Below are 24061 nucleotides of genomic sequence, written 5' to 3' on the forward strand. Positions count from 1 at the left end.
TTCATTACATACTTAGAAACAAACTCATTAGAGAAATAAGGGGACTTAGAGTGAACAAGTCGGAACTGATTGACGCTATCGCTGCATCGGCTGACATTTCCAAAGCTACCGCAGGTAAGGCTTTGGACGCTGTGATCGACTCCGTAACCGGTGCCCTGAAAGCAGGCGACGACGTCGTTCTGGTTGGCTTCGGTACCTTCTCGGTCAAGGACCGCGCCGAACGTACTGGCCGCAACCCTCAAACCGGTAAGGCCATCAAGATCGAAGCCGCCAAGGTTCCAGGTTTCAAGGCTGGCAAAGGCCTGAAAGACGCCGTCAACTAAGTCGTCTTTCAGCCGGCCCCGGCCTTGCCGGGTCCGAGCACGCTGAAGGCGGGGCGCAAACGTTCCCGCCTGACACGTTTGCTAAGAAAAGGCGCATCCTCGGATGCGCCTTTCTTTTATCAGGATTCTACCCACGCTCCGCGGTTGTCGACGCAGTGGTACAGCCGTTTCTGGGGGACGCATGCTGCAAAATATCAGGGACAATTCACAAGGTTGGATTGCCAAGACCATCATCGGCCTTATCGTCGTCTTGATGGCGTTGACCGGTTTCGAAGCCATTTTCCAGGCCGCCACCCATAGCCAGGACGCCGCCAAGGTGAACGGCCAGACCATCAGCCAGAACGAGCTGGGGCAGGCTGCCGACATGCAGCGCCGTCAGTTGATGCAACAGTTGGGCAAGGATTTCGACCCAGCGCTGCTGGATGACAAATTGCTGCGTGAAGAGGCGCTCAAGGGCCTGATCAGCCGCAAGTTGCTGCTGCAAGGCGCCGAAGATGCCAAGTTTGCCTTCTCCGAGGCTGCGCTGGATCAGGTGATCCTGCAAACCCCGGAGTTCCAGGTGGACGGCAAGTTCAGTGCTGACCGCTTCGACCAGGTCATCCGCCAAATGGGTTACGGCCGCATGCAGTTCCGCGACATGCTCGCCGAGGAAATGCTCATCGGCCAGCTGCGCACCGGCCTGGCCGGCAGCAGTTTTGTCACCGACCAGCAGGTCGATGCCTTCGCTCGCCTGGAGAAGCAGACCCGTGACTTCGCCTCCCTGACCTTCAAGGCCGACCCGGCTGCGGTCAAGGTCAGCGACGAAGAGGTCAAGGCGCATTACGAGCAGCACGCCAAGGAGTTCATGTCGCCTGACCAGGTGGTGATCGACTACATCGAACTGAAGAAGTCGGCGTTCTTCGACCAGGTCAAGGTGACCGACGAAGAGCTCAAGGCCCAGTACGAGAAGGAAATCGCCAACCTGGCCGAGCAACGCCATGCCGCGCACATCCTCATCGAGGTCAACGACAAGGTCACCGACGCCCAGGCCAAGGCCCGTGCCGAAGAGATCGAGCAGCGCCTGGCCAAGGGTGAAAGCTTTGCCGCGTTGGCCAAGGAGTTCTCCCAGGACCCGGGTTCGGCCAGCAGCGGTGGTGACCTCGGCTTTGCCGGCCCGGGTGTCTACGACCCGGCGTTCGAGGACGCGCTGTACAAGCTGCAGGACGGCCAGGTCTCGGCGCCAGTGCGCACCGAGTTTGGCTACCACCTGATCAAGCTGCTGGGTGTGCAGGCGCCTGAGGTGCCGAGCTTCGCCAGCTTGAAGGACAAACTGACCCGTGACCTGAAAATCCCGCTGGTCGAGCAGCGTTACGTCGATGCCAGCAAGCAGCTGCAGGATGCTGCCTACGAGGCTTCCGACCTGGCCCAGCCGGCTCAGGACCTGAACCTCAAGGTGCAGACCTCTGCAGCCTTTGGGCGCGAGGGTGGTGAAGGCATTACCGCCAACCGTTCGGTGGTGCAGGCTGCGTTCTCCGAAGAAGTGCTGGAGGAGGCTGCCAACAGCACCGCGATCGAGCTCGACCCGGAGACCACCGTGGTATTGCGCGTCAAGGAGCACCGCAAGCCGGAGCAACTGCCGCTGGAAGCGGTGGCCAGCAACATCCGCGAACACCTGGCCAAAGAGAAGGCGACTGCCGAGCTGAAGGCCAAGGCGGACAAGCTGATTGCCGGCCTGCGTGATGGCTCCATCGCCGCAGGCAGCGTGCACGAAGGGCAAGGCTGGAAGGCCCATGAAGCAGTCACCCGTGGCGAGGACGGTATTGATCCGGCCGAACTGCAGGCGCTGTTCCGCCTGGGCAAGCCGCAAGCCAAGGACAAGCCGGTGTATGGCAGCGTAGTGCTGCGTGACGGTAGCCTGGTGGTGCTGCAGCTCAAGGGTGTCAACGAAGGCGCTACCGCCACCGACGAAGAGAAGCAGCAGATCCGCCGCTACCTCGCATCGCGTGCTGGTCAGCAGGACTTCGCGGCGTACCGCAAGCAGCTGGAAGCCAATGCTGACATCACCCGTTACTGAGGTGGTTGCTGCATGAAGGAACAGGCCGCCTCGTGCGGCCTGTTTCGTTTCAGTACCTGTGGGGGCGGGCTACCGCGAAGAGAGCGGCACAGGTGCTATAGCGCTTAGCGCTTCACCCCTTCGTGGTTATCCAGCGTATCCCGCGCAATTTCCCGTCCCAGGGCAATCAGCTCGGGCGCCTTGTAGAACTCGAAGAATCGGCACACCCGTTTGGGCACGTTGATCAGCACGTCCGGTGGGTAGCCGGCGATCTTGTATTGCGCCAGCGAAGTCTGCATGACCTCGAAGCTCTGGTTGATCAGGTCCAGCAGCGAAGCAGGCCCCACGTTGTCGATGATGAACGAGCCGGTCGCCGATTTTGGCGCGCCCTCGCGTTCCGGTGCCGCCGCCGGTTGCTGGCCTTCCGGGTCGGCGGCATCTGCCAGCCAAGGGTTTGGCGGTGCCAGGCCATCGGCAGCGATCTCCTGTTCGATACGCATCAGCTCTTCCGCCGGCTTGCGCCGGAATGGCAGGCGAGAGCCCAATGAGCTCAGCAAGGAGTCAAAACGCATCTTGAACGCCGCAGGGCGCTCAATCACCGGTAACTGGTATTGCTTCTGATTGGTGGCGTTGAGGTTGACCGCGATGATCAGGTCGCAGTGGCTGGATACCACAGGCACAATCGGCAGCGGGTTGAGGATGCCCCCGTCGACCAGCATACGGTTGCCCTGCATCACAGGGGTGAACAGGCTTGGGATGGCCGCCGAGGCGCGCATGGCCTGGTGCAGGCAGCCTTCCTGGAACCAGATTTCCTGTTGGTTGGTGAGGTCGGTTGCAACCGCTGTATAGGGGATGCGCAATTGCTCGATGTTGATTTCGCCGACGATCTTGCGGATTTGCCCGAACACCTTGTCGCCACGAATGGCACCGAGGCGAAAGCTGACGTCGACCAGGCGCAGTACATCCAGGTAATCGAGGCTCTCGATCCAGTTGCGATAGTCGCTCAGCTTGCCGGCGGCATAGATGCCGCCAACCACTGCACCCATGGAGCAGCCGGCAATGCAGGCAATGTCGTAGCCGCGCCGCTCGATTTCTTCAATCACACCGATGTGTGCATACCCCCGGGCTCCGCCTGAGCCCAGTACCAGTGCCACGCGTTTGCTCATGAATATTCCCCGTCCAGTGCAACCATGGTCCTACAATGCACCCATCACAGGCTGTGCTTCAATGTCGATCGCGCTGAGCTACTGTAATAAAACCGGCCAGGCACAGTTGGTCGGGCAGGGCACTTTTCAGCTGCCGGGGCGTCGAACAGCCACTGTTTTTTCCATTGAGGTATTACTGATGAAAGCCTGGATCTGCCTTCCACTGATTGCCTTGGCCCTTGCTGGCTGCGCAGGCAAGACGGCCTACCGTGACAGCTGCGCGACCCAGCTGGATGCCGCCTGGAAGGAATTGGACCTGGCCAAGGCCGAAGGCTTTGCCGGTGCTGTCAGTTACTCCAAGGCTTTGTCGCTGTTGACCGGGGCCAAGACCCAGCAGCAGTTCGAAGGTTATGAAAGCTGCACGCGCAAAGCCGAAAAGGCGCGCTTCTACATTCGTGAGTCGCGCGCTGGGCGCTGACCGAGGAGCGTCGTATGTCTGCCATGCTAGACCATGTCGTTGCACAGATCCTGGCGGTGCAGGTGCGGCTGCTGGCTTGCCGGGAACGCCTGGCCGCTGATACTGACAGCGAGGCCTTGCACGACCTGCGCATCAGCCTGCGGCGCTTGCGCAGCCTGCTGAGGCCCCTGCGCGGGCTGCCTGGTGTGGAGCAGTTGGAGGAGGCCGCCAGCGCGTTGGGTACCCTGACCACGCTATTGCGTGACCGCGAGGTGCTGGCAGCGGAGCTGATCGGGCGCGGCCATACTGCAGCAGGGCAGCGGCGCCTGGACGGGCGTGGCAGGACCTTTGCCAGTGTGGCTGCCAGCCCGCAACTGACCCGGGTGCTGGCGATTGTGGACGCGTTTCCGTTGTTCTTGCGGGCGGCAGGCCGTGAGGGGCTGGTCAAGTCGCTGGACAAGCGCATTGACAAGCGCCTGGTCAAGCAGTGGCGTAGGCTGCACGAAGCCCTGCAAGACCCTGCTCACGACCGCCACCGCCTGCGCTTGCTGATCAAGCGTGCGCGCTATGGCGACGAAGCCTACCCGCAGCTCGACCATGCCGGGAAAAAACTGCAGCGCCTGCTGAAAAAGGCACAGGCAGACCTGGGCGGCTGGCATGACCGCCTGCAGTGGTTGCTGCAGGCACGCGACCATGCTGACCTGGCCCCTTGCAAGGCCGCGTGGGAGCAGGAACTGCACGAGGCGGAACGCACGGCGGATGTGACGCTGGATGCCCTGCTGCGCGCGCTGGCGCGTCGCTAGCCCGAACATTGACCGATATGCGGGCTGATCGCCTGGAGTTTGCTGGCTACGATGGGCAGACCTTATCGCTGTGGGCAGGAGCCAGCCAATGAACTTCAACCAACTGCTTGACGCCGTGCGGGCCAATCCGGATGCCGTCAGTATCCCGCCTGGCTGGGCCCAGGGTCGCGCCGCCTTTGGCGGCCTCATGGCGGCCATGGTTTATGAGGCCATGTGCCTGAAACTGTCCGACAGCCGCCCTGTGCGCTCGCTGGCCATCAGTTTCGTCGCGCCTGCTGCTGCCGATGTGCCAATCCGTTTCGAAGTGGAGGTGCTGCGCGAAGGCAAGGCGGTCAGCACATTGCTCGGCCGCGCCGTGCAGGATGGCCAGGTGGTGACCCTGGTGCAGGGTAATTTCGGTGCAGGCCGGCCTTCGGTGGTCGAGGTGCCAGCGTTACCGGCGATGGAAATGCCAGCACTCGATGACGCAGCGCCCGAGTTGCCGTATATCAAAGGCGTTACTCCGGAGTTCATGCGGCACGTGGCCTTGCGCTGGGCAGTGGGTGGGTTGCCATTCAGTGGCAATCAGTCGCGCAAGATGGGCGGTTGGGTGCGCTTGCGCGATGTGGCTGAAGAACAGGTCAATGAGGCGCATTTGCTGGCGTTGGTCGATGCCTGGCCACCCAGCCTGATGCCCTTTCTCAAACAGCCCGCAGCAGGCAGCACCCTGACCTGGACCATCGAGTTCATTCAGCCCACGGCGAAGCTGTCGACCCTGGACTGGTGCCGCTACTGCGTGGAGACCGAGCATGCGCGGGAGGGTTATGGGCATGCTGCGGCGGCGTTGTGGACGGCGGAAGGCGAATTGCTTGCCCTGAGCCGACAGACTGTGACCGTGTTTGCCTGATCAGTCTTGGGAGCGCTGCGCGCTCCTTTCGCGGCGCAAGGCCGCTCCCACAGGAATCACGCGCAATCTGAAAATTGCGAGATCCTTGTGGGAGCGGCCTTGCGTCGCGATTGGGCTGCAAAGCAGCCCCATGGCATCAATGGCGGTGTTTGTGCCGCTCCCGCCAGGCCTTCCACCAGGCCCCGCTCAGCACAAAGCGCGGAAAGGTGATGAACTGCTCTGTCAGCAGGCGCTGCACGGCATCCTGGCGGTTGGCAAAGGGTTCGGGCTGCTCTACCTCCAGGCGGTGGCCATGGCGCTGTAAGCCAAGGCCGGCAATCAGGGCGATCACGCCAACGGCGATCTGGCCCAGGTCCAGGGCGAAGAGGCCCGACAAAATCAGCAGGGCGCCCAGTATGAACAGCGGCACCGCAATCAGGTGCAGCACCAGATTGGCGGGGTGACGGTGGTTATTGTGATAGCCGCGCCATTGCCAGGCGGGCAGGTTGGGCAGGCGTTTGCTCATGGGCAATTCCTCTCGGTCATGCCCAAAGTCTAGTGCGGTTGCCGGGCGCAGGCCAATCGAGGCAGGCTATGGCGACTATAGCTTGAGCTGGCCAATGGCCCTGTTCAGTTCGCCGGCCAGGGTCGCCAATTCGCTACTGGTATTCGCCGAACCCACCGTCTGCTGCACGGTCTGTTCGGTGACATCGCGGATGCTCACCACCGCCCGGTTCATTTCCTCGGCCACCTGGCTTTGCTGCTCGGCCGCCACGGCAATCTGGGTATTGCTTTCGCGCATTTGCGCCACAGCTCCGGTAATCTCGGCCAGTGCTTCGCCGGCCTCCTTGGCCTGGCGCACGCAATCGTCTGCCTTGAACGAGCTTTCCTGCATGAATTCCACGGCATCGCGGGTGCCTGATTGCAGGGCAGAGACCATGGTGGTGATTTCGTCGGTTGAGGTTTGCACGCGCTTGGCCAGGTTACGTACCTCATCGGCCACCACAGCAAAGCCGCGGCCCAGATCCCCGGCGCGCGCCGCTTCGATGGCCGCGTTGAGCGCCAACAGGTTGGTCTGCTCGGCGATGCTGTGGATCACACCGACCACGCTGTTGATTTTCTGGCTGTCGTCAGCCAGTTGGCGAATCATTTCAGCGGTTTGCTGAACACCGCTGGAAAGCCCGGAAATCGAATCCTGCACCCGGCTGACCACCTCTTGGCCGCTGCCGGCCAAGGTGTCGGCGGTTTGTGACAGGTCACGGGTGGCACCGGCATGCTGGGCAATATGGTGCACCGTCGCCGACATTTCGTTGATGGCGGTGGCGGCCTGATCAGTCTCGCTCTGCTGGCCGAGCATGCCGTGGCGGACGTTGCTCATGCTGGCGGCCAGGCGTGCGGCGCCCGAGTCCAGCTGTGCCGCAGTGTGGGCGACGGTGCTGACCACGCGGTGGTAGGTGGCCTGCATGGCATTGAAGGCGCCGGCCATCTGGCCGACCTCGTCGCCGCAGGCCAGCGGCACACGGGCAGCAAGGTCGCCGGTCTTTTCCACGTGCAGCATCACATCCTTCAACGTATTGAGCTGGCTGAGCAGGAAGCGGATCAGCAACTGCGAGGCGCCGAGCATGGCCAGCATCAGGATCAGGACGCACACCGCGTAGTTGCTGAAGCGGTCGAAAAATACCTGACGCAGGCTTGGCGACTGCGCCAGTACGGCCACCTGCTGGTCGCCGTTGCGCAAGACCTGCGCACCGCGCAACGGGTTTTCGCCGAGGATCCAGGCGCTCGGCAGCTCGACCCAACCTTGGCCGCTGCGCAGGCTATCGAGCGCTTCACCGGCGAAAATCGGCGTCTGCCCGGCCGACCAGCTGATGACGTTGGCCGTGCGTGGCAATGCTTGCCCGGCAGGCCAGGCAGCCAGCAGCTGGGCTTGCGCTGCCGCCTGCGCCTGCGCCGCTTCGGCGCGGGCGCGTTGCTCAAGGTGTACGGCGTAGAGCACCAGCAGCAGGGTCGTGACAAAGGCCACCGCATTGACGGCCCAGAATTTGTACTTCAGGGAAACATTGCTAAGCCAGGCACCCATGGGCAGGTCTTCTCTGAGTTGAGCGGAAACAGTATTCGCAAGGTGCCATCATTGTGCCTGCATCTACTCAGCCAGATGTTGACCCATATCAACAGCCCGCGCACAGGGCTCAGGGGAGCCGGAAAAACGCCCGCGCCGTTGCGGTGGTATGCGCCGCCGTGTGCTCGACCGATTCGCCCCGATGCAGCGCCACTTCGCGCAACACCTCCGGCAGAAATGCTGGCTCGTTGCGCCCATTCTTCGGCTTGGGCCGCAGGCTGCGTGGCAGCAGGTAGGGGGCATCGCTCTCCAGCATCAGCCGCCCTTCGGCAATGTTGCCTACCAGTGGATGCAGGTGGGTGCCACGGCGTTCATCGCAGATCCAGCCGGTAATGCCAATGTGCAGGTCCATGTCCAGATAGGCGAACAGCGCCTCGCGCTCGCCGGTAAAGCAGTGCACCACCGCGCCGCTCAGGTGGTCGCGGTAATGCTTGAGGATCGAAAGCAAGCGCTCGCTGGCGTCGCGCTCGTGCAGGAACACCGGCAGGCGCAGCTCTGCGGCCAGCGCCAACTGGGCTTCCAGGGCTTGTTCCTGCAGTGGGCGAGGGGAGAAGTCGCGGTTGAAATCCAGGCCGCATTCGCCCACGGCGCGCACGCGCGGCTCATTCAACAACTGGCGTAACTGGCGCTCGCTGCCGGCATCCCAGGACTTGGCATCGTGGGGGTGCACGCCCGCTGTGGCGAACAGGTGCGCACCGCTTGCATCCAACTGCTGGCACAGCTCCAGCGCCTGTTCACTGACTGCCAGGCTGGTGCCTGTCAGCACCATTTGTGTGACCCCGGCCTCAAGGGCGCGCTCGACGATTGCCGCCTGCTGGTCGTGGAAACTGCTGTTCGTCAGGTTGACGCCGATATCGATCAGTTGCATGGTGCTATCTCGTGCCGCGGGGCGGCCAGCATAGCAAAATCCGCGTTTTTCTGAAAAAACCAAGAACTTCATGCTGTTGCCGTGGTCTTTTACCGTCATTTCTCACTTGGCGGCTCAACCCATGGATACCGCCCAACCACCACGGACACGTTTTGGCATGCTGCGATGCTGGCTTGTTTTTCTGCTGACGCTGGGCCTGACCCTGACCGGCCCGGCCCAGGCGCGCGCGCCGGGGCCGCAGCAGAACATACCACCCGCCAAGGTGCGTGACCTGCAGCAGGTTCGCACCAGCAAAGTGCTGCGGGTGCTGGTCAACCAGAGCCGTAACAGCTCTGGCGAGGTCAAGGGCGAGCCAGTTGGCATCGAGTACTATCGCCTGCGTGCCCTGGAGCATTACCTCAATGCCCGCAACGCGGACGACCAGCAGATCCAGCTAAAGCTCATCCCACGTGCCAAGGAGCAGTTGCTGGGCGCTCTGGCCCGCGGGGAGGGTGACCTGGCTGCGCCGGGCGAGCTGCTCGACCCTGGCACGGTACGCGGCGTCAGCAGCACTGCGCCGATACTCGACCAGGTGCCGTTGACGCTGGTGGGGCGCAAAGGCGAGCGAAGCTTCAGCAAGGTCGAACAGCTGTCCGGGCGTACCGTGGCCTTGACCAGCGCGAGTGCCGCCGGCCCGCTGATCCAGCAGGTCAACCAGCAACTGGCGCTGCGCAAGCGGCCGCCGATCAAGGTGGAGTGGGTTGACTCCACGTTGGCGGTGGAGGATGTACTGGAAATGGTGCAGGCAGGCATCTACCACCTTACCGTTGTCGAACAGCCGATTGCCCGGCGCTGGGCGCGGGTTATGCCGCGCCTGCGGCTGGACAGCCGTGTGCGCCTGGGGCCACCGCAAGCCATGCGCTGGTATGTGGGGCGCGATGCGCCGCAGCTGTTGGCCACGGTGGATCACTTTCTGCGAGGTTACCGCGCGCCAGACAATCAGGATGCCGCGTTCGAGCGCATCTACCGGCGCCAGTACCGGGTGCACAACCCATTGGCCAGCAAGGACCGCCAGCGGCTGGCCTCGGTGCGGGCAGTGCTGCAGAAGCATGGTCAGGCGCAGCAGATCGACTGGCTCAACCTGGCGGCGCTGGCTTTCAAGGAATCGACGCTCAACCCGGCCGCACGCGGCACGGGCGGTGCCCATGGCCTGATGCAGATTACCCCTTCGGCGGCCCAGCGCGTGGGGGTAAGCAACACCGCCACGGTAGATGGCAATGTACAGGCCAGCGCACGCTACCTGGCCCTGATTCGGCGTAAGTTCTTTGCCAGCCCCAGAATCAACGAGCGTGAGCGCATGGCCTTTGTGCTGGCGGCTTACAACCTCGGCCCCGAGCGCGTTCAGGCCATGCGCGCCGAAGCCCGGCGGCGCGGCCTTAACGGCAATCAGTGGTTCTTCCAGACCGAACGCATCGCCATGGAGCAGGTAGGCATGGGGCCGGTCAACTTCGTCAACAGTGTCAACAAGTACTTTTTGGCATTCAACCGCGAGCGGGCCGTGCTGGAGCGCGTAGCGAAGCGTTGATAAATGATTTTGCTGGCGTGCTTTTGCTTGCAGCTTGCAGCTTGCAACTTGTAGCTCATCGCTCTAGCATACCGCCTGCGCCGATTTAAACAGCTACTTGCGGGGCGCAGGAAAGCCCCACCTCCGGGCCATCCGAAATACCGCTAAAGCGCTGGTTCGGTGACGCCTCCCACCGCTGCCCAGCGGGATTCGCGAGGCGGAGAGAAGCTCCATGAGTTGTCCACGTACCAGTGTCTGTTTGAGCCCTTTGCCTGCCAGCCAGGCCACCCGCACACCGCGCATTCTGCTCGGTGGTCAGCATCAGCCCACCCTTTTGCGTCATCTCGAAGGCCTGTCCCGGCGCAAGGGCCAGGCGCGTGCCTTTCTGATCCAGTTCGCTGAAATCGGCTGCCACCTGGCGCAATACGGCAATGACCGTTTCGACCTGGCCGTAATTCAGGCCCCGGCGCCGGGCGAGGCCGCAGAAGTCATTGGCCACCTCACTCGCATCGCGCGCCAAGGCCTTATTACCCGCCGCTGAGGAGTGCGCTGTTGAGTACCAACATCATCACCACGCAAGGCCATGAGGCGCTGAAGAAAGAACTGGACCACCTGTGGCGGGTATATCGCCCGGAGATCACCCAGAAGGTTGCCTGGGCCGCGTCGCTGGGCGACCGCAGCGAGAATGCCGACTATCAGTACAACAAGAAGCTGTTGCGCGAAATCGACCGCCGGGTGCGTTACCTGCGCAAGCGTCTTGAAGATGTAAAAGTGGTGGCCTACTCACCTCAGCAGGAAGGCAAGGTATTTTTCGGTGCCTGGGTCGAAGTCGAGAATGACGATGGCGAGACCATGAAATTTCGCATTGTCGGCTATGACGAGATCTACGGGCGCAACGATTACATCTCGATCGACTCGCCCATGGCGCGCGCCTTGCTCAAGAAGGAGGAGGGCGATGAGGTAGTGGTGCACACGCCTACCGGTGAAGCGACCTGGTATGTCAACAGTATCAGTTACGGCCAATAAATTGATGTTACCTGCACCGGCCCCTTCGCGGGCACGCCCGCGAAGGGGCCGGTGCAGGTAACCCTCAACCCTCGCGCAACACCGTCAACGGGCTGGCATTCAACGCCCGCCGCGTGCCCAGTACTCCGGCACCGCCCACCAGCAGCGCCCCCGCCAGCGGCAACGCCAGCAGCCACGGGTGCGGGCTCCACTGCAAGTCGAAGGCATAGCGGTACAGCACCAGGGTAATCAGTTCACAGCCCACTGCGGCCAACAATCCGCTGGTTGCCCCCAGCAAGCCGAACTCGATACGCCGTGCCTTGACCAGCAATGGTCGGCCGGCCCCCAGCGCACGGAGCAAGGCACCCTGGCGAATGCGTTCATCCAGCGTTGCCTGCAAACCGGCAAACAGCACCGCCAGCCCGGCAGCCAGCACAAAGACCAGTACATACTCCACTGCCAGGGTCACCTGGGCGAGGATGCTGCGCAGTTGGTCGAGCAAGGCATCCACCTGCAAGATGGTCACTGCCGGGAATGCCCGTGACAGCGCCACCACGTCCAGGTCGTGGCCCGGCGCCAGATAGAAGCTGGTCAGGTAGGTGGTCGGTAGCCCCTGCAGCGTGCCGGGCTGGAAGATCATGTAGAAGTTTGGCTGGAAGCTGTCCCAGTGCACGCTGCGAAGGCTGCTGACCCGCGCTTGGCGCTGCTGGCCGCCGATGTCGAAGGTCAGCAGGTCGCCCATTTTAAGCTTCAGGCTGCTGGCCAGCTCGGCCTCCACCGAAACGCCAGGGGGCTCGTCGTCGGCGGGCAAGGCTTGCCACCACTTGCCGGCGGTCAGTGCATTGCCTTCGGGCAGCTCGGCGGCCCAGGTCAGGCTGAGGTCGCGCTGCACGGCGCGCTCACCCGCCGAATCCTTGCTGACGATTTGCTGTACCGGTTGCTGGTTGATTTGCACCAGGCGCCCGGGCGTTACCGGGTATAGCGGTGCTGAAGTGGCATTGACCTGATGCAGCCGTTCAGCGAACGGTTCACGGTCATCCGGCAGGATGTTCAGGGCGAAGTGGTTGGGGGCATCCTTTGGCAACTGAGCTTGCCAGGTGTCGAGCAGTTCTGCGCGTAGCAGGGCGACCAACCCCATGGCGAGCAGGATCAGGCCGAAGGCCAAGGCCTGGCCGGCGGCTGCCGTGGGGTGGCGCAGCAACTGGCCCAGCCCCAGGCGCCAGGCCAGTGGTGCGCCGGCCAACAGCCGGCGCAGGCTGCGCAAGCCGAGCAAAAGCAAGCCACCGAGCAGTAGCGCGGCGACCAGCCCGCCACCGAGCAGGGCGAAGGTGAGCAGCAGGTCAAGGCTCAGGCGCCACATGATCAGGCCCAAGGCAAACAGTGCGGCGCCGTACACCAACCAGCTGCTCGGTGGTATCGGCAACAGATCACGGCGCAGCACCCGCAGTGGCGGGACTTGGCCCAAGGCAGCAATCGGCGGCAGGGCGAAGCCGGCCAGTGCAACCAGCCCGGTGCCGATGCCAGCCAGGGCAGGGACGATGCCGCCGGCCGGCACCACGCTCGGCAGCAGGCCGTGCAGCAAGCGGAACAGGCCCAGCTGTGCCAGCCAGCCGAGCAGGGCGCCGGCAAAGGCGGCGACCAGGCCGAGCATGGCCAACTGCAGGCAATACAGGCCCAGTGCCTGGCGGCGTGAGAGCCCCAGGCAGCGCAGCAGCGCGCTGGCATCCAGGCGCCGAGCGGCATAACGGCTGGCCGACAGGGCCACGGCGACCCCGGCCAGCAGCACCGCCACCAGACTCGCCATGTTCAGGTAGCGTTCGGCCTTGCCCAAGGCGCCACCGATCTGCTGGTTGCCATCGCGTGTGTCGCGCAAGCGCTGGTTGGCGGCCAGGTCTTTTTCCACGGCCTGGCGGTATTGGGTCAGTGCCTCGGCATCGCCGCGCCACAGGTCGCGGTAGGTAACCCGGCTGCCAGGCTGGATAACACCGGTGGCTTCCAGGTCGGCCAGGTTCATCATCACCCTTGGGGTAAGGCTGTAGAAGTTGTTGGCGCGGTCCGGTTCGTAAGTAAGCACACGGCTCATGCGCAGGGTTTTCATGCCTACGTCGATGCTGTCGCCAATCGCCAGCCCCAGCGCCGCCAACAGGCGGGGCTCGACCCACGCCTCGCCAGGTGCCGGGCCGCCACCAGGTATTTCCTCTGCATAGGGCGCCGGTGCGCTGCGTACCTGCCCGCGCAATGGGTAGGCAGCGTCGGCGGCCTTGACGCTGGACAACTGGATGCCGTTGTCGCCGCCCACCACACTGGTGAACTCGATCACCTGCGCGTGGCGCAAGCCAAGTGCCGTGCCGGTAGCGATCTGTTGCTCGCGAGCGGGGGCACTGCCCTGTAGCACCAGGTCGGCGCCCAGGAATTCGCTGGCGCGCAGTTGCATGGCGCCATTCAGGCGTGCACCGAAGTAGCCGATGGCGGTGCTGGCTGCCACCGCCACCAGCAGGGCGAAGAACAGCACGCGTACTTCGCTGGCGCGAAGGTCGCGTAGCAACTGGCGCAGGGCCAGGCCGTACAGGCGGGACAACGGCATATGTTTCATCAAGCCTCCACCGGGGCCACCAAGCGCCCCGCATCCAGGCGGATCTGGCGGCGGCAGCGTCGGGCCAGGCGTTCGTCATGGGTGACCAGCACCAGGGTAGTACCGCGCTCTTTGTTCAGTTCAAACAACAAGTCGCTGATGCGCTCGCCTGTGTGGCTGTCGAGGTTGCCGGTGGGTTCGTCGGCAAACAACACCGCAGGCTGCGCGGCGAAGGCGCGGGCGATGGCTACCCGCTGCTGTTCGCCGCCCGACAGTTGGCGCGGGGTGTGGCTCAGGCGCTTGCCCAGGCCGACCCGTTCCAGCAGGCTGCGCGCCTGTTCGCGGGCGTCGCGGCGGCCGTCCAGTTCCAGTGGCAGCATCACGTTCTCCAGCGCATTCAGGCTGTCGAGCAGCTGGAATGACTGGAACACAAAGCCCACATGTTCGGCACGTACCCGGGCGCGCTGGTCTTCATCCAGTGGCCCCAGGTCGGTGCCGGCGAGGAGGACTTTGCCCGCGCTGGGCTGGTCGAGGCCGGCGAGTAGGCCGAGCAGGGTCGACTTGCCCGAGCCCGAGGCGCCGACGATGGCCAGGCTGTCGCCTTTGGCCAGCTCGAGGGAGAGTGCGTGGAGGATGGTAAGGTCACCTTCCGCGCTGGGGACCACTTTGCTAAGGTTCTGCGCAACGAGTATGTTGGGGCCCATGGAGAATCCGATGCGAGTGTGGTGGTTGAGTGCCGGTCTGGCCCTGTATTGCCTGGCCCAGAGCGCGGCGGCGGGAACACTGCTGGTTGTTGGCGATAGTATCAGCGCCGGTTTTGGCCTGGATACCCGCCAGGGTTGGGTCACCCTGTTGCAGACCCGTCTCAAGGACGAAGGTTTCGACGACAAAGTGATCAATGCGTCAATCAGTGGCGACACCAGCGCAGGTGGCCAGGCGCGGCTCCCGGCGCTGCTTGCCGCGCATAAACCGGACCTGGTGGTGCTGGAGCTGGGCGGCAACGATGGCCTGCGGGGGCAGCCGCCCGCGCAATTGCAACAAAATCTTGCCTCGATGATCGGGAGCGCGCGGCAGGCCGGCGCCAAGGTGCTGCTGCTGGGCATGCGCCTGCCACCCAATTACGGCGTGCGCTATACCACCGCTTTTGCCAAGGTGTATGAGCAGCTGGCCGCGGACATGCAGGTGCCGTTGGTGCCGTTTTTCCTCGAAGGGGTAGGAGGGGTGCCCGAATTGATGCAGGCCGATGGCATCCACCCGGCCCAGGGTGCCCAGCAGCGCCTGCTGGAAAATGCCTGGCCGGCGATAAAACCCTTGCTGTGATGCTTTAAACGGGGCGGGCTTTCGGCTAATGTTGCGCCCCCCGTTTCGAGTGCACCCGATGCCGCGCCCTGCCTGGTCCCTGTATGCCTATCAACTGATCGAGCCCGACGAGCAGCTCGACCTGTTCGCCTGCCAGGAAATCCGTGTCCACCTGGTGGCCCGCCAGCTTGAGCTGGGCGTGCCGGTAGACCGTACCTTGTGCGGCGGTCTGCTGCCAGCGCAGCCGCGTTGGTCAGGGGTGCCGCGCGCGATCTACCGCGACAGCCGCCTGTGTGACTTGTGCCGTGCCATCCTCGACGCTCAACGGCGCGGCATGCGCCCGGTCTGGCCAGAGCTGCAAGCCAGCTGAACGGCACGCACCTTTCATCATCTGAAACGCTTGCATCGCGCCAATGCCTCCCGCTTGCATCGGTGCGGGTGTACAATCGATCCTCTTGACCCACCTTTCGAAGGATTTACCGGATGTTGCCGCGCTTTCCTGCCGTCACCCGTAGCCTGTCCCTGGCCGCCCTGCTGGTAGCGGGCCCCGCTGCTGCGCTGGAGCTGCCACTGCCACCGCCCGGTGAAGACATCGTGGGCCAGGTGCATTTGATCAAGGCAAAGTACGAGGACACGTTCGCCGACATCGGCACCGCCAACGACCTCGGCTACCTGGAAATGATTGCCGCCAACCCGGGTGTCGACCCTTGGCTGCCGGGCGCCGGTACCGAGATCATCCTGCCGACCCGCTACGTACTGCCGCCGGGCCCGCGTGAAGGCATTGTCATCAACCTGGCCGAGTACCGCCTGTACTACTACCCGAAAGGGCAGAACGTGGTGCATACCTTCCCGCTGGGCATTGGCCGTGAGGGTTGGGGTTCGCCGATCGCCAACACCAAGATCACCGCCAAGACGCCGAATCCGACCTGGACGCCACCCGCTTCGATCCGCAAAGAGCACGCGGCGGACGGTGACATCCTGCCGACTGTGGTACCGGCTGGCCCTGATAACCCGCTGGGGCCGTTCAAGTTTACCTTGGGCGTGCCGGGCTACTTGATCCATGGATCGAACAAGAAGTTCGGCATTGGCATGCGTACCAGCCACGGCTGCTTCCGGATGCTCAACAACAACGTGCTGGAACTGTCGAAGATGGTGCCTGTGGGCACTCCGGTGCGCATCATCAATGAGCCTTACAAGTTCGGTATCAGCGGCGGCAAGGTCTATCTGGAGGCGCACACGCCGCTGGACGATCAGGGTAACCCTTCGGTGGTCGACAAACACACCGCAGTTATCAATGCGCTGCTCAAGCGTGAAGACTTGGCCAATAACCTGCGCATGAACTGGGACATGGTGCGTGACGTGGTGGCTGCAGAAGATGGCATGCCGGTAGAAATTGCCGTGCCGGTCGAGACCCAGGGTGGCGCGCCAATGGTGTCGAGCATTCCGCCTGAACTGCAGTAAGGTAATTGCGACACATCACGGCCCGCCTAAGTGCGGGCCTTTTCGTGAATGTCGGGCGTGTTTGCCTGGCTGGCAGGCAATAAAAAAGCCGACCCACAAGTGGGTCGGCTTCTTAACAATCCGTGAGGATTATTACTTGCGGCTGGCTTTGTCCAGCATACGCAGAGCGCGCTCGTTGGCTTCGTCAGCGGTCTGCTGAGCCTTCTGAGCGGCTGCCAGTGCGTCGTCAGCCTTACGGTAGGCTTCGTCAGCACGAGCTTGAGCGCGAGCTGCTGCGTCTTCAGTCGCAGTCAGACGAGCTTCGGTTTCTTTGGATACGCTGCTGCAACCGGTAGCCAGAACTGCGGCCAGAGCCAGAGCAGAGAATTTCAGAACGTTGTTCATCGTGTTCCCCTTCAAGGACTTTCTATTAAAGAGCCATCTCTCAGGAAAGAGAAACTGGCCGGCGTACATAGTACCCATTACTTGTAGTAAGTAAACTGACTGAGCGCAAGAACTGCAAAAAAAATGTGGCTAGACGCCGTCCCGACAAGATTTGCGACGCGCACGTGAAAAAAACGTGCACGGTTCCCAAGCTGTTGTAGTACAGGAACTTTTTTGTTGAACTAACGGTGACTTTAACTGTCTTTGGACGTCTTAAGCCCTACAACATCCGGCGGCTATTGAGCGTACAGGGAAGAGTCGCTCTCTCAGCATTTTCACCCTTTTTTAGCCACCGCCACCTTGAGCAATCCCATTCGCGGCGCCTACTATCTTGTGAGTGCCAGAGGCTTCGAACGATTACAATCGTCCAGAGGTCGAAGGGGCAACAGGTGGCGTCGAGGATTTTGCGCCGGATAAACCACCATCGGTTAAGGTATGGGTCTGCCGAGAAGACCTGCGAGGAGTAGTGATGAGCGAAGCGCTGACCATCCACCATGACCAGGCCGGTCATCAGTTCGAGACCAACGTGGACGGTCATCGTGCCTATCTTACGTACATGGATCTGGGCAAGCAGACGCTGGACATCTATCGCACCTTCGTGCCCAACGCCTTGCGGGGCCGCGGCATTGCTGCCGCACTGACCGAGCGGGCTCTGGAGTACGCTGAACAGATGGGCTACACGGTGATCCCGTCCTGCTCATATGTGGAACGCTACATGGAGCGCCAGCAGCGGCACTCGAGCAAGGCCTGACGCACCCCTAAAAAAGCGGGGCCGCTTCGCGCCCCCGCTTTTTCTACATCACTCAGCCACGCTTACGCTGCGGCAGCACATCCTTGAGCTTGGCGTGCATGCTGCGCAGGGTCTTCTCGGTCGCCGACCAGTCGATGCACGAGTCGGTAATCGAGACGCCGTACTGCAATTCGTTCAAATCTTTCGGAATCGACTGGCAGCCCCAGTTCAGGTGGCTTTCGACCATCAGGCCGATGATCGACTGGTTGCCTTCCAGAATCTGGTTGGCAACGTTCTCCATTACCAGTGGTTGCAGGGCCGGGTCCTTGTTGGAGTTGGCGTGGCTGCAATCGACCATGATATTGGCCTTGATCTTGGCCTTGGCCAGGTCCTGCTCGCACAGGGCGACGCTGACCGAGTCGTAGTTAGGCTTGCCGTTACCGCCGCGCAGTACCACGTGGCCATACGGATTACCCTTGGTGGTGACGATCGACACGCCGCCTTCCTGGTTGATGCCGAGGAAGCGGTGTGGCTTGGACACCGACTGCAGGGCATTGATGGCAACGGTCAGGCCGCCATCAGTGCCGTTCTTGAAGCCGACCGCCGAGGACAGGCCTGAGGCCATTTCGCGGTGGGTCTGCGATTCGGTGGTGCGGGCGCCGATGGCCGACCAGCTGATCAGGTCTTGCAGGTATTGCGGGGAAATCGGGTCCAGTGCTTCGGTAGCGGTCGGCAGGCCCATTTCGGCCAGATCCAGCAGCAACTGACGGCCGATGTGCAGGCCATCCTGGATCTTGAACGAGTCATCCAGGTACGGGTCGTTGATCAGGCCTTTCCAGCCGACGGTGGTGCGCGGCTTTTCGAAGTACACACGCATGACCAGGTACAGCGTATCGGACACTTCTTCGGCCAGTACCTTCAGGCGCTCGGCGTATTCGTGGGCGGCCTTGATGTCGTGGATGGAGCAAGGGCCGACCACGACGAACAGGCGATGGTCCTTGCCGTCGAGAATATTGCGCACCACTTCACGGCCGGCAGTCACGGTCTGCAGGGCCTTGGCGCTGAGGGGGATTTCCTTCTTGAGCTGATCGGGGGTGATCAGGGTCTCGTTGGAGGCAACGTTCAAGTCATCGATCGGTAAATCAGCCATCGTGTTACTCGTCAGGTCACGGGTGCCGGCCGCCAACTATCCCCGTGCGGCCCAGCAGCAAGAATAATCGCAGCGGGGAGCCGAACCTTAGCGCGTTACGGGTGGCGCGACAATGGGCGCAAGTCCCGTCAGCGTGCTGTTTTACCTGCTCCTTTAGCGCGCTGGTGTCGATGGGCTACCTGACAGTGCGCAAGCGGTGTAAAAAGAAGGCTGATATTTCCCGGGAGGTCCGCATGCATCCGCACACACCACGCATTGGCATCATTGGCAGTGGGGCTATCGGTGGCTTCTATGGTGTGATGCTGGCTCGCGCGGGTTTCGACGTGCATTTTCTGCTGCGCAGCGAGTATCAGGTTGTACGCGAACAGGGGTTGGCGCTGGACAGTGCGGTGCACGGCAAGCTGCTGATGAAGGTGCAGGCCTATGCCAATGCCGCAGATATGCCGGCTTGCGACTGGTTACTGGTCGGTGCCAAGGCCACCAGCAATGACCAGCTGGCGCCTGTGATCGTGCAGGCTGCTGCGCCGGGCGCCAAGGTTTTACTGCTGCAAAACGGCCTGGGTGTGGAAGAGCAGCTGCGTCCGGCATTACGTGGCGACATGCACCTGCTCGGCGGCCTGTGCTTCATCTGCGTCAACCGCCACGCGCCGGGTGTAATTCGTCACCAGGCCCTGGGGGCGGTCAACCTGGGCTATCACAGTGGGCCGGCCCGTGAGGGTGGTGCCGCAGTTGTCAGGGAAGGTGCCGGGTTGTTTCAGGCGGCGGGCATCGATTCGCAGGCCATGCCGAACCTGGACTTGGCGCGCTGGCAGAAGCTTGTATGGAACGTGCCTTATAACGGCCTGTCGGTGCTGCTGGGTGAAGGCACCACCGGGCTGATGGCAAGCAGCCACAGCCGTGCCCTGATACAGGCCTTGATGGCTGAGGTGGTGCAAGGCGCTGGCGCCTGCGGGCACGTATTGCCCGAGGGCTATGCCGAGCACCTGTTCCAGATGACTGAGCGCATGCCCGACTACTGGCCAAGTATGTATCACGACTATGCCCTCATGCGCCCGTTGGAACTGCAGGCTATCTATGCTGAACCGCTGGCGCGTGCACGTGCGGCAGGCTGCAGCTTGCCACGCACCGAAATGTTGTACCAGGCACTGAGTTTTCTCGACGACAGCGATCGACCCCGCTGAGCTGGCTTTGACCCCGATGGCGCGATTTTGCGGGGCCTCCAGCCCGTGCCGGTAGCGCGCCGGACGGCAAAGCGTGTGTCCGGTGCGCTGCTAAGCTGAAGCTTGCTCTGCCGCTGCGGCAGTCGAGGAGGTCGAATGATCCGCTCCATGCTGTACGCCACCGACCTCGGTGTCTACGCCCCTTTTGTGATGCAGCACGCGCTGGCCTTGGCGCGCACGTTCAATGCCGAGCTGTATGTGATCCATGCGGTGGAGCCAATGGGGCAATTCGCCGAATCCCTGCTGCAAAGCTATCTCGATGAGCAGACGCTTGACCAGTTGCACAGCCAGGGGGTGAGCACGGTGATGGCCAACATTGAGCAGCGCGTGCTGGAGAGCTTCCGCGATGAGCTGGGCGAGGAGGCCGACCTGGCAGTGATCAAAGCGGTGCGGGTACGCCAAGGTGACCCCGCGCAGGTGATCCTTGACCAGGCGCAGCGGTTGAGCGTTGACCTGTTGATTTTCGGCAGCCACAGCGCCGGTGCCGGTGTGGATGTGCCCTTGGGGCGTACGGCGGTGCGGCTGCTGCAGCTGTCGCCGGTGCCGGTGTACATGGTGCCGTTGGCGCAGCATCTGGGGCGTAGGAAAGTGTGAAGATGGCCGTAGGCTGTTTGCGGGGGCATGTAACAAAATAGTTCTAGATTTATTTCCAGAACCACTAATATAGTTATATATCGTCGCTGCCTGCTGCCGCGGACTCATCGCTGAACCGAGGGGAACCTATGAAGCTTCAACAACTGCGCTACATCTGGGAAGTGGCGCACCATGACCTCAACGTCTCCGCGACGGCGCAGAGCCTGTATACCTCCCAGCCTGGTATCAGCAAGCAGATCCGCCTGCTCGAAGACGAACTGGGTGTTGAAGTCTTTGCTCGCAGCGGCAAGCACCTGACCCGTGTCACGCCGGCCGGTGAGCGCATCATCAATACCGCCGGCGAAATCCTGCGCAAGGTCGAGAGCATCAAGCAGATCGCCCAGGAATTCTCTAACGAGAAGAAGGGGACGCTGTCCATCGCCACCACCCACACCCAGGCGCGCTATGCCTTGCCGCCGGTGATCAGCAGTTTCATCAAGCAATACCCGGAAGTGTCGCTGCACATGCACCAGGGTTCGCCCATGCAGATTGCCGAGATGGCTGCGGACGGTACGGTCGACTTCGCCATCGCCACCGAGGCGCTGGAGCTGTTTGGCGACCTGATCATGATGCCGTGCTACAAGTGGAACCGCTGTGTTGTGGTGCCCCAGGGGCATCCGCTGGCCAAGCTGCCGAAACTCACCCTCGAAGCAGTTGCCGAATACCCGATCGTGACCTATGTGTTTGGTTTCACCGGGCGCTCGAAGCTGGACGAAGCCTTCAACCACCGTGGCCTCACGCCAAAAGTGGTGTTTACCGCGGCAGACGCCGACGTGATCAAGACCTATGTGCGCCTTGGGCTGGGCGTGGGTATCGTCGCGGGTATGGCCGTGGACGCCAAACTCGACAATGACCTGGTGGCCCTGGATGCCAGCGAGCTGTTCGAGGCCAGCATCACCAAGATCGGCTTCCGCCGTGGCACCTTCCTGCGTGGCTTCATGTGCGACTTCATCGAGAAGTTTGCCCCGCACCTGACTCGCGAAGTGATGGCCAAAGCCATTCAGTGCCATAACAAGCAAGAGCTCGAAGAGCTGTTTGCCGGTGTTGAGCTGCCGGTGCACTGATCCACGATTGCTGGGGGCTGCAAAGCAGCCCCGGCTATCTCAAGCCTTGCTGATCAGGTTGCCTGCGTGCAACCCGCATTCCTTCTGCGTTGACTCTTCCCACCACCAACGCCCTTCGCGCTCATGCTGGTTTGGCAGTACCGGGCGGGTGCATGGCTCGCAGCCGATGCTGATGAAGCCGCGCTCATGCAGGCTGTTGTATGGCAGCTCAAGCATGCGGATATAACCCCACACTTCTTCACTGCTCATCTGCGCCAGCGGGTTGAATTTGTAGAGGGTGCGCTCGGGCGTGGAGAAAGCGCTGTCGATTTCCAGTGCCGCCACCTGGCTGCGGGTGCCTGGGCTCTGGTCGCGGCGCTGGCCGGTAGCCCAGGCGCTCACGGTGGCCAACTTGCGGCGCAGCGGCTCGATCTTGCGAATACCGCAGCACTCGCCGTGGCCGTCCTTGTAGAAGCTGAACAGGCCCTTTTCCTTGACGAACGGGTCGAGTTTGGCACGGTCGGGGCTGAGCAGTTCAATCGGCAGGTTGTACTGCTCGCGCACCTGGTCGATGAACCGGTAGGTCTCCGGGTGCAGGCGGCCGGTGTCGAGGCTGAACACCTTGACCTGCTTGTTCAGCTTCCAGGCCATGTCGACCAGCACCACGTCCTCGGCGCCGCTGAAGGAAATCCACAGGTCATCACCAAAATGCTCGAAGGCGAGCTTCAGAATATCCTGTGGGGACTTGTTGGCGTAGGTCGCGGCCAGGGCGGCGACGTCGAAGGGTTGGCTCATCAGGCGGTTTCCATCTTGGCTGTGGCGCTGTGCGCTCGTAGTGAGGTGATGGTAACAAAAAAACGCGGGCTAGACGGACTCACAGGCCCTGCAAGGTCTGCATCAGCACCCGCACCTTGGCGATCGACTCTTCATATTCGGCCTGCCACTCGGAGTCGGCCACCACGGCACCGCCGCCCCAGCAACTGACCTGGCCGTCTTTGACCAGCAGGCTGCGAATGGCAATCGAGCTGTCCATCTCGCCGCGCACGTCCACATACAGCAGCGAGCCGCAGTACAGCGCCCGGCGCGCCGGCTCCAGCTCGTCGATGATCTGCATGGCGCGAATCTTCGGCGCCCCGGTGATCGAGCCGCCGGGGAAGCTGTCGCCGATCAGGTCCAGGGCATCCTTGTCGCTGGCCAACTGGCCGGTGATGCTGCTGACCAGATGGTGGACGTTAGGGTAGCTCTCCAGGCTGAACAGCTCCGGTACCTTCACCGAACCGATCTTGCAGGTACGCCCGAGGTCGTTGCGCAGCAGGTCGACGATCATCAGGTTTTCCGAGCGGTCTTTGGGGCTGTGCAGCAGCTCTTCGGCATTGCGCTTGTCTTCAACCGGGTCGTGGGCACGTGGGCGCGTGCCCTTGATTGGTCGGGTCTCAACCTGGCCCTGGCTGACGCGGATGAAGCGCTCAGGCGAAAAGCTCAGCAACGCGCTGCCGTCGGCCAGTTGCTGGTAGCCGGAAAACGGCGTCGGGCAGGCTTGCCGCAGGGCCTGATAGGCCCGCCAGGGGTCACCTTGGCAGGGTGCGCGGAAGCGTTGGGTAAGGTTGATCTGGTAGCAATCGCCGGCCTGGATGTAGCGTTGTACCTGATCGAAGGCGGCCCGGTACTGTTCAGGCTGCAGGTCGCCGGCCATCGGCGCGCGCAACTGGAAGTCGCCAATTGCGGTGCTGCTGGCGCTTTCGAAAAGCGTGATCAGGCGTTCACGTTCGCTGTCTGCCAGGCTTGGGTGGAACACCAGTTGACTGGTGCCATGCATATGGTCACTGACCAGTGCCCAGGCATACAGACCCAGTTGTGCGTCGGGCAGGCCAAGGTCGTCCACAGCCAGGCTGGGCAGGTGTTCCAGACGGCGGCCGAAATCGTAGCTCAGGTAGCCGATCAGGCCCCCGGCGAAGGGTAGCGCGCTGCCTTCGGGCAGTTGCGCATGGCCCAGTTGCGCCAGGCCGGCGCGCAAGCGTTGGAGGAAGGCGCGGCCTTGTTCACCGGGGTGCGCTTGAAGCTGCTGCAGCGGCCACGCGCTGAGCAGGTCGAAGCGGCCGCGTTCGGCGCCGGGGCGGGCGCTGTCCAGCAGAATCGCCCCAGGGGCCTGGCGCAGGCGGGCGAAATACGCGGCAGGGTCGGGCTGGTAGGGCAGGGGGTAAAGCGTACAGGTCGGCATCAGTGTGGACGGCGATGTAAAAGCGAGGAGGGCGATTGTAGACCTGTGCAGGAAAAGCGCCTAGCACTGGGCGCGACATTCAACAGAGTGTTTGGCCCATTCGCAGCACAAGGCTGCTCCTACAGGTGAAACGCAGCCCTGGAAACCTGCGC

Annotated in this window: 25 protein-coding genes; 15 read left to right on the top strand and 10 right to left on the bottom strand. The window is 62.6% G+C overall.

The window, feature by feature from the left end:
* The first annotated feature begins 50 nt into the window (after positions 1–50).
* Complete coding sequence (locus CKW35_RS00285) at positions 51–323, top strand: HU family DNA-binding protein (protein ID WP_016485887.1); 273 nt, start codon at positions 51–53, stop codon at positions 321–323.
* 181 nt (positions 324–504) lie between these two features.
* Positions 505–2376, top strand: coding sequence for a SurA N-terminal domain-containing protein (locus CKW35_RS00290; protein WP_016485888.1), 1872 nt, complete (start codon positions 505–507; stop codon positions 2374–2376).
* A 104-nt stretch (positions 2377–2480) separates the two neighbouring features.
* On the opposite strand, the gene CKW35_RS00295 is transcribed toward CKW35_RS00290, so the two are convergent.
* Positions 2481–3521, bottom strand: a complete 1041-nt coding sequence (locus CKW35_RS00295) for a patatin-like phospholipase family protein (protein WP_016485889.1) — start codon at positions 3519–3521, stop codon at positions 2481–2483.
* 178 nt (positions 3522–3699) lie between these two features.
* Here CKW35_RS00295 and CKW35_RS00300 point away from each other — a divergent pair, with 178 nt between their 5' ends.
* The 3 genes from CKW35_RS00300 (at position 3700) to CKW35_RS00310 (ending at position 5646) form a co-directional block, all read left to right on the top strand.
* A complete protein-coding gene (locus CKW35_RS00300; protein WP_003250254.1) occupies positions 3700–3978 on the top strand; it encodes a lipoprotein in 279 nt (92 codons plus the stop codon).
* A gap of 14 nt (positions 3979–3992) precedes the next feature.
* Positions 3993–4760 carry a CHAD domain-containing protein gene (locus tag CKW35_RS00305; RefSeq protein ID WP_095114687.1) on the top strand — a complete coding sequence of 256 codons (768 nt, stop codon included), beginning with the start codon at positions 3993–3995 and terminating at the stop codon, positions 4758–4760.
* 88 nt (positions 4761–4848) lie between these two features.
* On the top strand, positions 4849–5646 hold the full coding sequence (locus CKW35_RS00310) for an acyl-CoA thioesterase II (protein WP_016485890.1): 798 nt from the start codon (positions 4849–4851) through the stop codon (positions 5644–5646).
* A gap of 136 nt (positions 5647–5782) precedes the next feature.
* Here CKW35_RS00310 and CKW35_RS00315 read toward each other — a convergent pair whose 3' ends face one another.
* The 3 genes from CKW35_RS00315 to CKW35_RS00325 form a co-directional block, all read right to left on the bottom strand.
* Entirely contained in the window at positions 5783–6151 is a 369-nt protein-coding gene (locus tag CKW35_RS00315) for an Mpo1-like protein (protein WP_016485891.1), read from the bottom strand.
* 75 nt (positions 6152–6226) lie between these two features.
* The gene (locus tag CKW35_RS00320; protein ID WP_060518920.1) at positions 6227–7705 is read right to left on the bottom strand and encodes a methyl-accepting chemotaxis protein; all 1479 of its coding nucleotides are present in this window, start codon (positions 7703–7705) and stop codon (positions 6227–6229) included.
* Between the two features lie 109 nt (positions 7706–7814).
* On the bottom strand, positions 7815–8612 hold the full coding sequence (locus CKW35_RS00325) for a TatD family hydrolase (RefSeq protein ID WP_016485893.1): 798 nt from the start codon (positions 8610–8612) through the stop codon (positions 7815–7817).
* A gap of 157 nt (positions 8613–8769) precedes the next feature.
* On the opposite strand from CKW35_RS00325, the gene CKW35_RS00330 reads away from it, so the two are divergent.
* The 3 genes from CKW35_RS00330 to greB all read left to right on the top strand — a co-directional run bounded on the left by CKW35_RS00330 (position 8770) and on the right by greB (position 11181).
* A complete protein-coding gene (locus CKW35_RS00330; protein ID WP_016485894.1) occupies positions 8770–10176 on the top strand; it encodes a transglycosylase SLT domain-containing protein in 1407 nt (468 codons plus the stop codon).
* A 211-nt stretch (positions 10177–10387) separates the two neighbouring features.
* Positions 10388–10696: a hypothetical protein gene (locus CKW35_RS00335; RefSeq protein ID WP_016485895.1), complete on the top strand. Its 309-nt coding sequence runs from the start codon at positions 10388–10390 to the stop codon at positions 10694–10696.
* 11 nt (positions 10697–10707) lie between these two features.
* Entirely contained in the window at positions 10708–11181 is a 474-nt protein-coding gene (gene greB, locus CKW35_RS00340) for a transcription elongation factor GreB (protein WP_016485896.1), read from the top strand.
* Between the two features lie 64 nt (positions 11182–11245).
* On the opposite strand, the gene CKW35_RS00345 is transcribed toward greB, so the two are convergent.
* Both CKW35_RS00345 and CKW35_RS00350 read right to left on the bottom strand, forming a co-directional pair.
* Positions 11246–13753 carry an ABC transporter permease gene (locus tag CKW35_RS00345; RefSeq protein ID WP_095114689.1) on the bottom strand — a complete coding sequence of 836 codons (2508 nt, stop codon included), beginning with the start codon at positions 13751–13753 and terminating at the stop codon, positions 11246–11248.
* On the bottom strand, positions 13753–14436 hold the full coding sequence (locus tag CKW35_RS00350; RefSeq protein WP_016485898.1) for an ABC transporter ATP-binding protein: 684 nt from the start codon (positions 14434–14436) through the stop codon (positions 13753–13755). Before CKW35_RS00350 ends, CKW35_RS00345 begins: the two co-directional genes overlap by 1 nt.
* Before the next feature lie 10 nt (positions 14437–14446).
* Here CKW35_RS00350 and CKW35_RS00355 point away from each other — a divergent pair, with 10 nt between their 5' ends.
* From CKW35_RS00355 to CKW35_RS00365, 3 genes are all read left to right on the top strand, one after another.
* A complete protein-coding gene (locus tag CKW35_RS00355; protein ID WP_016485899.1) occupies positions 14447–15052 on the top strand; it encodes an arylesterase in 606 nt (201 codons plus the stop codon).
* Between the two features lie 58 nt (positions 15053–15110).
* Positions 15111–15401 carry a hypothetical protein gene (locus tag CKW35_RS00360; RefSeq protein WP_016485900.1) on the top strand — a complete coding sequence of 97 codons (291 nt, stop codon included), beginning with the start codon at positions 15111–15113 and terminating at the stop codon, positions 15399–15401.
* 113 nt (positions 15402–15514) lie between these two features.
* Entirely contained in the window at positions 15515–16492 is a 978-nt protein-coding gene (locus tag CKW35_RS00365) for a L,D-transpeptidase family protein (protein ID WP_095114691.1), read from the top strand.
* Positions 16493–16624: 132 nt separating this feature from the next.
* Here the strand turns inward: CKW35_RS00365 and oprI are convergent, their stop codons facing one another.
* Positions 16625–16876: an outer membrane lipoprotei OprI gene (gene oprI / locus CKW35_RS00370; RefSeq protein ID WP_003259780.1), complete on the bottom strand. Its 252-nt coding sequence runs from the start codon at positions 16874–16876 to the stop codon at positions 16625–16627.
* Between the two features lie 508 nt (positions 16877–17384).
* Here oprI and CKW35_RS00375 point away from each other — a divergent pair.
* Entirely contained in the window at positions 17385–17666 is a 282-nt protein-coding gene (locus CKW35_RS00375) for a GNAT family N-acetyltransferase (protein ID WP_003250290.1), read from the top strand.
* Positions 17667–17718: 52 nt separating this feature from the next.
* On the opposite strand, the gene CKW35_RS00380 is transcribed toward CKW35_RS00375, so the two are convergent.
* Positions 17719–18795 (bottom strand): 3-deoxy-7-phosphoheptulonate synthase, encoded by a 1077-nt coding sequence (locus CKW35_RS00380; protein ID WP_016485902.1) that lies wholly within the window; start codon positions 18793–18795, stop codon positions 17719–17721.
* A gap of 233 nt (positions 18796–19028) precedes the next feature.
* Between CKW35_RS00380 and CKW35_RS00385 the strand changes: the two genes are divergently transcribed.
* The 3 genes from CKW35_RS00385 to cysB all read left to right on the top strand — a co-directional run bounded on the left by CKW35_RS00385 (position 19029) and on the right by cysB (position 21712).
* The gene (locus tag CKW35_RS00385; protein ID WP_060518840.1) at positions 19029–19976 is read left to right on the top strand and encodes a putative 2-dehydropantoate 2-reductase; all 948 of its coding nucleotides are present in this window, start codon (positions 19029–19031) and stop codon (positions 19974–19976) included.
* Positions 19977–20111: 135 nt separating this feature from the next.
* On the top strand, positions 20112–20609 hold the full coding sequence (locus CKW35_RS00390) for a universal stress protein (protein WP_016485904.1): 498 nt from the start codon (positions 20112–20114) through the stop codon (positions 20607–20609).
* Positions 20610–20737: 128 nt separating this feature from the next.
* Complete coding sequence (gene cysB, locus CKW35_RS00395; RefSeq protein ID WP_016485905.1) at positions 20738–21712, top strand: HTH-type transcriptional regulator CysB; 975 nt, start codon at positions 20738–20740, stop codon at positions 21710–21712.
* A gap of 39 nt (positions 21713–21751) precedes the next feature.
* Here cysB and CKW35_RS00400 read toward each other — a convergent pair whose 3' ends face one another.
* Together CKW35_RS00400 and pabB are read right to left on the bottom strand one after the other, a co-directional pair.
* Positions 21752–22486: a phosphoadenylyl-sulfate reductase gene (locus tag CKW35_RS00400; RefSeq protein ID WP_016500538.1), complete on the bottom strand. Its 735-nt coding sequence runs from the start codon at positions 22484–22486 to the stop codon at positions 21752–21754.
* Between the two features lie 79 nt (positions 22487–22565).
* The gene (gene pabB, locus CKW35_RS00405) at positions 22566–23909 is read right to left on the bottom strand and encodes an aminodeoxychorismate synthase component I (RefSeq protein WP_016485907.1); all 1344 of its coding nucleotides are present in this window, start codon (positions 23907–23909) and stop codon (positions 22566–22568) included.
* Positions 23910–24061 lie beyond the last annotated feature (152 nt).

The organism is Pseudomonas sp. Irchel 3F3 (assembly GCF_900187545.1).
GTDB classification, from domain to species: Bacteria; Pseudomonadota; Gammaproteobacteria; order Pseudomonadales; family Pseudomonadaceae; genus Aquipseudomonas; species Aquipseudomonas fortuita.